Genomic DNA, 12,350 nt, shown 5'->3' with positions numbered 1-12,350 from the left:
TAATAATTAATGTTAATTCATAAAAAGAATTTAAATAATTAAATAAAAATTATTTTATTAAAAAAAGTGTTATCATAAATAATGTCTTTTTTAATAAAATACTTTATTATGTTTCTTTTTTGCTGATTATATAATATAATATATAATATAGAGTATTTTATAAACATAATTTAATATTTATAATATAAAATTCATGATTACAATAATTTATATAAATTAAATTATTTTAAAATAAAAAAAATATTTTTTGAATAAAAAGGGGTATTGATCAAATGGCAAATATTAAACAACAAAAAAAACGTAATAAGACTAACGAAAAACGTAGATTAAAGAACGCTTCTTACAAATCTTCCGTTAAAACAGCAATTAAAAAATTTAAAGCTGCTGCAGTAGCTGCTGAAAAAACACAAGCTTTAACATTGTTAAATTACGTTAATAAAAAATTAGATAAAGGCTTATCCAAAGGGATTTATCATTCTAACTTTGTTTCTAGAAACAAATCTAATTTCGCTAAAATGTTTAATCAAATTTAATGAATAAACATTTTTTTCTTTAAAAAAACATTCTTTAGAAATCAAATAAAAAAATTCAATAGTAAGATTATCATATCTTTTGGTTGATATGTTAATTTCTTTTTGCTATTATAAGAAATTTTTTTTAAAATCTCTATGACAAAATAGACTTAATAAAAAGATTATCACAGTAGTTTTAATATCTGTCTTTTAGGTTTATTGGTTATTCAATAACCGGATCAAACGAAGGATTATGTTAATATAATGTTAGACTTGAAATTTATAATTCAAAATATGGAATCAGTTATTCAAAAACTACAAACAAGACAAGAAGACTTTTCTTATTTAGAAGAACTTATTTTATTAAATCAATCGCGTAAAAATTTAATTGTTTCCATAGAACAAATAAGGTTTAAAAAAAATAATCTCTCTCGTTCTATAGGGATGTTAAAAAGAGAAAACAAATCTATTGATGAAGTGATTGCTAAAGAGGCTATTTCTAAAAAAGAATTAGAAGCATTAACGCAAGAACTACAAACCATCGAAAATAAAATTAATCACCTGTTGCATAGTGTTCCTAATATTCCTCATGAATCTACTCCTATCGGTCAAAGCGAAGAAGATAACGTTGTTATTAAACACTTTATGGAACCAGAAGAAAAACCTTTCCCTATTAAAGATCACGTGGAAATAGGTGAAAAATTAAATATTTTAGATTTGAAGGCGGCTGCTAAAATAACTGGCAGTAGATTCGCTGTTTTAAAAGGAGCGGGAGCTCGTTTAGAAAGAGCTTTGATTAATTTTATGATGGATACGAACTCTCAAAAGGGTTATCAAGAAATCATCCCTCCTTTTATTGTCAACGAAAATTCCATGTTTTCTACCGGTCAATTGCCTAAATTTGAAAAAGAACTTTTCAAATTAAAATTAGATAAATATAACTGGTATTTAAATCCGACTGCTGAAGTGCCTACCATTAATATCCATCGTAATGAAACTTTCCAAGCGGAACAATTACCCATTAAATATGTTAGTTTTACTACTTGTTTTAGACAAGAAGCAGGAGCTGCTGGAAAAGATACCAGAGGCATTTTAAGGCAAAAACAATTTAATAAAGTGGAATTGATTCAATTTGTAGAACCGCAAAATTCTTACGTTGTTTTAGAAGAAATGTTAAAAGATTCTGAAGATCTTTTACAAAAGTTAAAAATACCTTATAGAGTGGTCGCTTTATCAACGGGTGATTTAGGTTTTAGCATGGCTAAAACTTATGATATTGAGGTCTGGCTACCTAGTCAACAAAAATATCGCGAAATAGCTTCTATAAGTAATGCAGAAACTTTTCAAGCACGAAGAGCGAACATTAAATTTAATAAAAATAAAAAAGATAAAAACGAATACGTTCATACTTTAAACGGATCAGCTTTAGCTATCGGACGAACTATGATCGCTATTATGGAAAATTATCAAAACGAAGACGGCAATATTGTAGTACCTGATGTTTTAAAAAGTTATATGGGAATCGATATTATTAAGTAACCTTTCAAAAGGTTGCCAACGCCATTGTGAAAGGAATTTAAGGGATAAAACCTATGAATAAATGGGAAGATAAATTAAAAAAAATTAATATTTGGTATATTATACTTTTCATTGTGTCTATCGGCGTCATAATGTCTTTAAAAAATTTAACTAAAAAAGTTTTAAAAAAACCAACATCTGATTTGGGCATTTTGTCTATTGTGGAAACACAAAATAATGTCAAAATAGAACCCTATTTAACCCATTCTTTACCTACTTTATACGATTTAAAAGTTACTTATAAAGATGACAATAAAGAAGAAAAAACCGAAAAATATTCTTTTGTTGATGAAAATATGTTTCACCAAATAAGGGACGCAGTACAAAAGAGAAAAAATTCCGATTCTTCTATTAAAATTGATTTTTTATCTACAAATGTTGAAGAATCGCACATGGGATTTGGTCCTTTATTCTCTTCTTTAAGAATTTCTTTAACAGTCTTGATTATTTATTTTTTATTTACAAGTATGAAAGACATCGGAAATCAATTCTCAGAACAATTTGGCGATAAAAAGAAAACTCAATTAAAAAGAGAAACTATAAGACAACCTGCTTTCACTTTCAAAGATATAGCAGGCGCTGAAGAAGAAAAAGAAGAAATGCAAGAGTTAATCGATTTTTTAAAAAACCCTAAGAAATATATAGATATGGGTGCCAGAATCCCTAAAGGTGTTTTATTGTCAGGACCTCCTGGAACAGGTAAAACTTTATTAGCGAAAGCTGTTGCCGGCGAAGCAGGTGTCCCTTTCTTTGCTTCTTCTGGATCCGAATTTGTCGAAATGTATGTCGGTGTAGGTGCTTCTCGTGTTAGAACTTTATTTAAAAACGCTAAAATAAATGCCCCTTGTATTATTTTTATCGATGAAATAGAAGCTATTGCGCGCAAAAGAGGTTCAGATATGGGTCATAGCGAACACGAACAAACTTTAAACCAATTGTTAGTTGAAATGGATGGTTATAATAAGAATTCAGGGGTTATCGTTATCGCTGCAACTAACCAACCAGAACGTATAGATGCTGCATTGTTAAGACCAGGACGTTTTGACCGTCAATTTACAATTAATTTGCCAAGTTTAAAAGATCGCGAAGCTATTTTAAAATTACATGCTTCAAATAAAAAATTAGAAAAAGACATCAAATTAGAAGAAATCGCTAAAGAAACTCCAGGTTTCAGCGGAGCTCAATTAGAAGGTATTTTAAACGAAGCCGCTTTATTGGCAACAAGAAGAAGAGGACGTAGAATAAATAAAAATGATCTGAGCGAAGCTGTAGATAGAATTTTAATCGGTTCTATTAAAAAAGGTGGAAGATACACCGAAAAAGAGAAAAAATTAGTTTCTTTCCATGAGGCAGGTCATGCAGTGATCGGTCTTACATTGCCAAACGCTAAAAAAGTCCAAAAAATAACTATTATCCCTCGTGGTAAATCAGGCGGTTATAATTTGATGTTGCCAGAAGAAGAAACTTATTTCTATTCTAAAAAAAGATTATTAGCCGAAATAACTTCTTATTTAGGCGGAAGAGCAGCAGAAGAATTATTTTTAGATGATGTTTCTTCAGGTTCTTATGATGATTTTAAACAAGCGACTAAAATTGCGAGAATTATGGTTACTAAATTCGGAATGAGTGTTGTCGGATTAACTCAATACGGAGAAGAACAACAAACTTTTCATAAAGAATTTTCTGATTCCAAAGCGTTGGAAATCGACCAAGCTGTTCAAGATATTATTTCTAACGCTTATGAAGTGGCTAAAAAAACTCTTTTAGAAAATAAAGCACTTTTGTTCAAAATTGCTGATTATTTATCCGAGATTGAAACTCTTTCTAAAAGAGATATTGATGAAGTATTTGCAACTGGCAAAATCGCTTGGTACGAAGAAGAAAAACTTGCTAAAGCAGAAAAAGAAGCGAAAGATAAAGCAAAATTAAAAGTTCAAGAAGAAAAAGAAACTGATTCATCGGAAGAACAAGATGAAAACGACGTAGAAACAGAAACAACTAACGAAGAAGAAAATCTAGTAGTTAATGAAAACAGCGAAGAAACTGAACAAGACAATGATGAAGAAGACGAAGAATAATTCTGATTCATAAAAAAATTATTTATTAAAAAAAACTAAAAATTTACTTTTCCTCCGCAAACCAAAAAATTTCTTCTTTTTGGTTTGTGTTCTTTATTTAAAATAAATGTATTTTATCCATTAAAAATACATTTATTTTTTTATTTATTGGTAAACGAATAAATCTTATTTTATTACGTTAGAAAGGCTCGATGCGAAATATGAAGAAATTTTTGGTTGAAGAAGTAGAAACAGGAATGCGTTTTGATGTTTTTTTAGTGCAAAAATTAAATTTAAGTAAAAACAAATGCCAAAGTTTGATTTCTTCTGGAGAAGCCTTAATAAACGACCAAAAACAGAAAAAAAGTTATCTTTTAAAGAATAATGACGAAATAAAGGTAGAAATAATAGTTAAAAATACTGTTAACGAATTAGAACCACTTCCTTTGGATTTAGATATTGTTTATGAGGATGATGATTTAGCGGTCATTAATAAACCAGTTAATTTAGTGGTCCACCCATCTTCTAGTTTTAAAGGTATCACTTTGGTGAACGGATTATTATACCAAATACCGGTTTTAAAAAAAATAGAAGGCACAAGACCAGGAATTGTTCATCGTCTAGATAAAGATACCACAGGTTTAATGATCGTCGGTAAAACAGAAGAAACCATCGTTCAAATGCAAGAATTATTGCAAAAAAGGCATGTTAAAAGGACTTACTGGGCTTTAATTCATGGTTTTTTAGGACAACACGGGACCATTGATTTGCCTATCGGCAGAGATGTGAAAAACCGTTTGAAAATGTCTGTTACTTCTCAAGGAAAACCATCAGTTACCCATTTTAAAACTTTACAAAGATTTGAACATTATTCTTTGTTAGAATTAGAGTTAGAAACAGGTAGGACACATCAAATAAGAGTCCATTTGTCTTATTTAAAACACCCTATTGTGGGCGATAATTTATATGGCAATCATAATGAAAAGATCAAGACCCAGTTATTGCATGCCAAAAAATTAGCTTTTTCTCATCCTCAAAAAGACAAAAAAATATCTTTGGAAATTCCTTTAAATGATGCTTTTCAAAAGGTGTTAAATCAATTAGAATTAGATCCCTCCTCTTTCTTGTAACTATTTTTTATCAAAATAATGTTATTTTTCTTTTAAAAGCACGATTATTGATATCAATGATTTAAAAATTCATAGTTTTTATCAAAAATAACTGAAAAATAAGGAACCATTTTTATGCATTTAGATACAATTAAACAAAAAATAGAAAACACATTAAATAATAAATACAACATTAAAACGATCATCAAACATAATGATAAAAGTCAATTATTTGAATTTTACTTAGCTCTTTTTGTTTATCAAAAAACTTTACAAAAAGATATTGTAGAAATTTTTAACAATTTTAAAGCCGATTTGATGACTTTAAGCGAAATAGAAGATATTTTTTTCGATAAAGGTTTTTTAAATATTAAAATTAATCGTCATTTCATTAGTGAAAAAGTTTTAACAGATGTTTGTGAATCAGGCACTAAGTATGGACAATTAAAACCTAATAATCAAACTATTGTGATAGATTATTCTTCGCCTAATATTGCTAAAAACTTTTCTATTGGTCATCTACGTTCTACAGTTATCGGTAATTCGCTGAAAAATATTTATAATAAATTAGGTTATCAAACGGTAGGAATCAATCATTTAGGCGATTGGGGCACTCAATTTGGTAAAATGATTTTAGCTTTTCAAAAATGGGGAAACAAAGAATTAGTCTTAAAAGACCCTATCAATGAACTACAAAAACTTTATATTTATTTTCACGAACAAGCCGAAACAGATGAACAATTAAACCAAGATGCTAGAGAAATTTTTAAAAAATTAGAAGAAAATGATCCCGAAATAGTTGCTTTATGGAAATGGTTTAAAGATATTTCTTTAACTGAATTTCGTAAAATTTATGATTTATTAAATATTTCTTTTGATCATTATATTGGTGAATCTTTTTATCACGATAAAAGCATGGCTTTAGTGGAAGATTTACGTGCTAAAAATTTATTATTGTTAGATCAAAAGGCTTATATTATGCCATTAGAAGGGATTCCGCCGGCTTTAATACAAAAAGACAACGGAAGCACTCTTTATTTGACTAGAGATATGGCGTGTGTTCTTTACCGTAAAGAAAGATTTAATTTTCAAAAAACTTTATATGTGGTAGGAAACGAACAAAAATTACATTATCAACAATTAAAACAAGTGATGAATAAAATCATGGGTTATGATTGTGATTTAGAACATGTGAATTTTGGTTTAGTATTGTTTGAAAATACGAAGATTTCAACTCGTAAAAGCAATAATTATAGATTGATTGATATTTTGGAAGCTACTACTAAAGAAGCGGAAAAAACGATTCAAGAAAAAAACCACAATTTAACTAATATTCATGAAACAGCTCAAAAAATAGCGATCGGTGCGGTTGTCTTTAATGATTTGAAAAACGACCGTCATTTAAACATTGAATTTAATTTAAAAAACATGTTACAATTTGAAGGCAATACAGGCCCTTACTTGCAATATACCATTGTTAGACTTAATTCTGTTATTAAACAATTAAAAAATAGCGCTGACTCTGTGGAAAAACAATGGGTTCAAATGAAAGATTATTTCGCTCAAGACCATTATTTTGCTTTAATTAAATTAATGGATCAATTTTCTTCTGTTTTAGAAAAAGCCAAAAACGATAATATGCCAAGCGTACTAGCGAGATATTTACTGAAATTAGCTAAAACTATTAATCAATTTTACGCTCTGGAAAAAATTTTAACTGATGATTTAGTTTTACAAAATGCGAACGGTTTATTAATTAAAACTGTTTCTACCGTTTTAAAAGAAGGGTTGAACATTTTAGGCATACCTATTTTAGAACAAATGTAATTTATAATAAATGTAATTACTTCTATGCCAAAAAAATTTTAATGAACTTATCGTTCTTTATCATATAAAAAAAATAAACCACTAAAAAGGGTTTATTTTTTTTATCTTCTTATCATCTTTTTTTAATGATTCCATTTTTGTATTTTTTTGCTTGTAAAGTTAGTTAAACTAACTAAAACGATATAAATGATACTTACCACTATAAAAGGCGTAATGGCATCAAAAGTAATAGAAATATTACGTTCTGCTGTCCATAATAAACTTACCATTCCAATCACGGAAAATAAAGAAGTTTCTTTTAAATTAATAATCAATTGGTTCCAAAAAGAAGGTATCGTTCTTTTGAATGTTTGTTCTAAAATAATATAGCGAAAAACTTGTTTTCTTTCCATTCCTAAAGCATAACCGGCTTCTATCTGTCCTTTATCTAAAAACTTAATATGGTTTAACATAATATTAGTTAAATTAAAAGCGGTATTTAATAAAACCACAATCAAAGCTACATATAAAACACCTGTAAAACCTTTAAAAAGATCAAAATAAACTAATGAATTATAAAATAAGAAAGCTTGCACAGTTATCGGGACCGCTTTAAAAATATTCATGAAAAAATCTATTAAAAAAGAAAAAGTTTTTTGGGAATAAACGATCATTTTATGAAGACTTTGTGATTGATCTAAAGTAGTTTTGATTAATACTAACAATAAAGCCAATAATAAACCTAAAAACAAACCATCCATAGCTATTAATAAGGTAATCATAAAACCTGTTTTATAGGATGGTAAAGAACGCCATAAATTGGACCAAAAGTGGTTTTGTTTTGTAAGGTTGTTTTTGCTAGTTAAATTGTTTTTATATGTATTTTGAGCAGTTTTAAGGTATTGTTGGTATTCGCTCTTTTCGCCAGTATTAAAATTCTCTAATTTTCCTTGATAATCGTTAACACCAGTTTCTTTTAATACTTTCATATCTTTTAAATGTTTGTCAAATTGTTCTTTCAATTCGACATTGTTTTTATTTAAAAAGATAGCTAAAGGCGGTACGTCCGTTTTTGATAAACCTGATTTATCTATATCAACTTTCAATAATTTAAATTTACCGGGATTTTTAGCTTGGATAGGGACTAAATTTTGAAAATCTTGCATTAAAATATCGGCGTTATTTTGTTCCACTGCTTTCATGCAAGAAGTCAAATCAGTTCTCCAAGCGTTTTTTTCATGTTGGACGAATGCGTTTTTATTTTGGTCGCGCAGGTGAGGGATAATTTTTTGATCAAAAACTAAACCAGAAACAGAAGTGAAACGAATAGGGTTTTGGTTATCAATTTTATTTCTAAATTCCTCAGCCATAAAATTAAAATTCTCATTTTCTTTCGCTGATTCAAAACGCTTGTCATCTTGCCTCACTAAAATACCTAATTCGTAATTAGTGTAAGGAATAGAGATCATTTTTTCATCTCTTTCCTTGGTAGCGTTAAACATACCTATCATGCCATCTACGGTATCATTTTGAACAGCGTTTAAAATGCCATTATAAGGAAACATTTTGATAACTAATGTTTTTTTCATTCTATCAGCTAATTTCTTTAAAAGCATCACATCAGCACCATTGATATAATCGCCGTTTTCTGTTTTAACGCTAAGAAGTTTACCTTCGTCATCCACTATTTTACCGTCAAAAATCATCGGTGGAGCATCATATAAAGTTATAGCCATCGTTAAAGTTTTTTCTTTATCTCTTTTTTTATCCGTATTAGATAAACATAAAACATAATAATGTAGGAAAAGAAAAAAGCTTAAAAAAATAGAACAAATTAATATTTTTTTTCCGTTTTGATAAATGTATTTGCGTATAAATTCTGTAAAGTTCATAATTGTGGAATTATCCTTTTGTCTTTGAATGGGGTTGATTTTTACTAATAAAACGTTTCTCATGAATAAAACAAGTTGTTAAAACTTAATTTTATCATAAATCCATAATAATGGTATCTTATTTATGAGAAGTTATTTTAAAAAAGCCTTAATTTTTAAAGAATAGATGAAGAGAAATAAATAACTAAGTTTATCTAATTTCGATCGAAAAAAATTATAAAAAAATGATAAAATAAAAACATTTGATCAATATAAATATTAACATATAACCCCAAAAGTGTCAAGCTTTTTTAGAGATTATTTATCCTTATCCAAGAGTATACCAAAAAGATGAAACTATATGTTCCCTTTTTTACCCGAAAAAGGATATATCTTTTAATTAATCAAATTTTAGCCCATAAAGACTTTTCGGGTCCATCCAGAAGAAGATTTAAATGCAGTAAAAAATTATTTTTATTAATAATTTTTTTTAAAAATGTTATTATTAAGATAGTTTTAAATTATCATAAAAATATGAAATAATTAAAAAAAGAAGGTTTTAAAAACACATGATAAAAAAAGAAGAAATACAAACTCTTTTAAATCAGTCTTTAGAATCAGGCGCTGATTTTGCTGAACTGTTTTTTGAAGATAATATGACGAATAGTTTAAGAATAACCGGTCAAGAAGTGGTTTCTTTGTCCACTGACAATGTTTTTGGCGTAGGAGTAAGACTTTTACAAGGTTCAGATGAAGTATATGGTTATACTAATAAAGTTGATTTTGACAATATTCAAAAATTAATCACACGTTTAAAAAGGAATTTTAAAGGACCAAAACATCAAGTTGTTCCTTTGGGCGAATCTCAACCTTTAAAAGAAAGTATGCAAAAACCTTTTGCTTCGATGACCAAAGAAGAAAAAGCGAAAAAATTAATTAAATTATCAGAAATAATGAAAAAACAAGATGATAAAATCATCCAAACTATTGTGAATTATCATGAAAAAGAACAAAAAATTTTGGTCGCTAATACAGAAGGAGTTTATCAAAACGATGTCAGACCTTATATACGTTGCGGTTTGGTAGCAGTAGCTAAAGAAGGCGAACAAATGCAAGACGTTTATGAAGGTCCAGGACGTTCTATGGGATTAGAATTTTTTGATTTAATAGACTTAGAACAATTAGCTCAAGAAGTAGCTCAAAGAGCGGTGGCTTTATTAACAGCAGAAGAAATGAAACCACAAGTTATGACCGTAGTTTTAAATAATGGTTTTGGGGGCGTTATTTTCCATGAAGCTTGTGGGCATCCTTTAGAAGCAACCGCTATTGCCAGAGGTTTATCGCCTTTTAATAATAAATTAAACCAAAAAATAGCTTCTGATATCGTAACAGCTTATGATGATGGTGATATTGAAGGAGCTTGGGGAAAACTTAATTTTGACGATGAAGGAATGAAAACCCAAAAAAACCTTTTAATTGAAAAAGGTATTTTAAAAAGCTATTTAGTTGATTTCCGTAATGGACGCAAAATGAAAGCTAAACCGACTGGTTCTTCCAGAAGAGAATCTTATAAATATTCTCCGACTTCAAGGATGAATTCCACTTATATCGCTAACGGGACTGATAAACCAGAACAAATCATTAAAGATACTAAATACGGTTTATACGCTAAAAGTTTAGGCGGCGGAACAGTTGAACCTGCTACGGGAGAATTTAATTTCGTTGTTAAAGAAGGTTATTTGATTGAAGACGGTAAATTGACTACTCTTGTTAAAGGAGCGATGTTGATTGGTTATGGCGATGATGTTTTATTAAAAATAGATCGTGTAGGAGATAATTTATCTTTAGGGCAAGGAATGTGTGGTTCTGTTTCTGGTTCAATTCCTACTGATGTAGGTCAACCTACTATTAGAGTGCAAGAAATGGTTGTCGGTGGCAACAGAAAGGAAAATGCGTAAAATGTATCAAAAATGGATTCAAAAAGGTTTAGATAAAGGTTTTGAAGCATTAGAAATCTTTGTCAGCGAAAGCAAAAGTTTTAAATTAACCCTAGATAACAACAAAGTAGAATCACTGGTAGAAAGCGATCTAGTGACGGTTAATATTAAAGGGATTTATGACAATAAATCAACAGAAGTATATTTTGAAAAAATAGATGAAGAAACGGTTGATAAAATGTTGGACGCTTTGAAGCAAAACACTCAAACAGTGGACAGTAAAGATCCGGCGATTATTTTTGAAGGTTCCTCCTCTTATCCTGAATGGGAAGAGAAAAATTTTGATTTTTCCGTCATTCCTTTAGACAAGAAAATTCAACTTTTAAAAGATTTAGAAAAAAACATGTCTTCTTCAAAAGTAATGAAAAAAATTGAAACCAACTCTTATAAAGAGGTTTTTAGTAAAAAAACTTTAATCAATTCCAAAGGACTTCATTTAGAACAAGAAAATAGTTACGCTTATCTTTATGTTTCCGCTATTTTCGAAAAAGACGGCGATATCCAAAGTTTTGGTAAATTAAAATTTGTCAAAGATTTCCAAGAATTCAATCCGGAAAAACAAGCTCAAGAAGTCGTTGTTGCGGGTGAAAAAAAATTAAACGGAGCTACTTTAAAATCAAAAAGTTATCCTACAGTTTTTTCCAACGAAATGTTTGCTGATATTTTAGCTAGTTTTAGCAGTATTTTTACCGGACAAAGCGCTTATAGAAATTTAACTCAATTAAAAGATAAAGAACAACAAGTTATTGCTTCTCCTCAAGTAAGCATTATTGAAGACCCTTTTTCGGATCAAGCTTTTTTCAAAGAAAAATTTGATGATGAAGGAGTTGTTTGTCAACCTAAAAACGTGGTTGAAAACGGTGTTTTTCAAGGTTTTATCCATAATTTAAAAACAGCCAAAATCTTTAACACTCAACCGACAGGTAATGGTTTTGGCGGAGGCACTGGCTTTAGTAATTGTTATTTAAAACCAGGGCAAAGAAGTTTAGATGATATGTTATCCACTATTGAAGAAGGCGTTTTTATCGATGATTTAGTAGGTATGCATGTAGGGATTCAAACTGTAAGTGGTGATTTCAGCCTTCAAGCTAGTGGTTTTAAGATTGAAAAAGGTAAAATCACTACTCCGGTGAAAATGATTGTTGTTTCAGGTAATTTTTTTGATATTTTAAAAAATTTAAAAGAAATAGCGAATGATTTTGAATTCCAAGTTTCTGGCTTCGGCAGCGCTAGTGTTTATGCTGGAGATTTAATGATTGGTGGTAATTAAACCTTTCTTTAGGTAAATAAAAAAATGACTCTCTTATTGGAGGGTCTTTTTCTTTGATGCTTGTTTCTTTATAAATATTATCTTCTAAAACATGAAAAGAACAAACATTATTCATTTGACATTATTTTGGTTATTTGTTATTATAAAAGT

Annotated in this window: 8 protein-coding genes; 7 read left to right on the top strand and 1 reads right to left on the bottom strand. The window is 29.0% G+C overall.

Annotated elements, in window-relative coordinates:
- The first annotated feature begins 272 nt into the window (after positions 1–272).
- From rpsT to argS, 5 genes are all read left to right on the top strand, one after another.
- Positions 273–533, top strand: coding sequence for a 30S ribosomal protein S20 (rpsT, locus tag HR065_RS03215; protein WP_178734454.1), 261 nt, complete (start codon positions 273–275; stop codon positions 531–533).
- A 243-nt stretch (positions 534–776) separates the two neighbouring features.
- Positions 777–2,051, top strand: a complete 1,275-nt coding sequence (serS, locus tag HR065_RS03210; RefSeq protein WP_178734452.1) for a serine--tRNA ligase — start codon at positions 777–779, stop codon at positions 2,049–2,051.
- Positions 2,052–2,104: 53 nt separating this feature from the next.
- Entirely contained in the window at positions 2,105–4,168 is a 2,064-nt protein-coding gene (gene ftsH, locus HR065_RS03205; RefSeq protein WP_178734450.1) for an ATP-dependent zinc metalloprotease FtsH, read from the top strand.
- Positions 4,169–4,368: 200 nt separating this feature from the next.
- Positions 4,369–5,277: an RluA family pseudouridine synthase gene (locus tag HR065_RS03200; RefSeq protein ID WP_178734448.1), complete on the top strand. Its 909-nt coding sequence runs from the start codon at positions 4,369–4,371 to the stop codon at positions 5,275–5,277.
- A 114-nt stretch (positions 5,278–5,391) separates the two neighbouring features.
- Complete coding sequence (gene argS, locus HR065_RS03195; RefSeq protein WP_178734446.1) at positions 5,392–7,083, top strand: arginine--tRNA ligase; 1,692 nt, start codon at positions 5,392–5,394, stop codon at positions 7,081–7,083.
- A 122-nt stretch (positions 7,084–7,205) separates the two neighbouring features.
- Here argS and HR065_RS03190 read toward each other — a convergent pair whose 3' ends face one another.
- Positions 7,206–8,954: an ABC transporter permease subunit gene (locus HR065_RS03190; protein WP_178734445.1), complete on the bottom strand. Its 1,749-nt coding sequence runs from the start codon at positions 8,952–8,954 to the stop codon at positions 7,206–7,208.
- Positions 8,955–9,502: 548 nt separating this feature from the next.
- On the opposite strand from HR065_RS03190, the gene HR065_RS03185 reads away from it, so the two are divergent.
- Positions 9,503–10,891, top strand: a complete 1,389-nt coding sequence (locus HR065_RS03185) for a TldD/PmbA family protein (protein ID WP_178734444.1) — start codon at positions 9,503–9,505, stop codon at positions 10,889–10,891.
- Between the two features lies 1 nt (position 10,892).
- Complete coding sequence (locus HR065_RS03180; protein WP_178734483.1) at positions 10,893–12,200, top strand: TldD/PmbA family protein; 1,308 nt, start codon at positions 10,893–10,895, stop codon at positions 12,198–12,200.
- Positions 12,201–12,350: the final 150 nt, after the last annotated feature.

The sequence above is a fragment of the Candidatus Phytoplasma pruni genome, from assembly GCF_013391955.1.
Taxonomy (GTDB): Bacteria; Bacillota_I; Bacilli_A; order Acholeplasmatales; family Acholeplasmataceae; genus Phytoplasma.
Note: the sequence above shows the minus strand (reverse complement) of the source record. Positions and strands in the feature narration are given on the sequence as shown.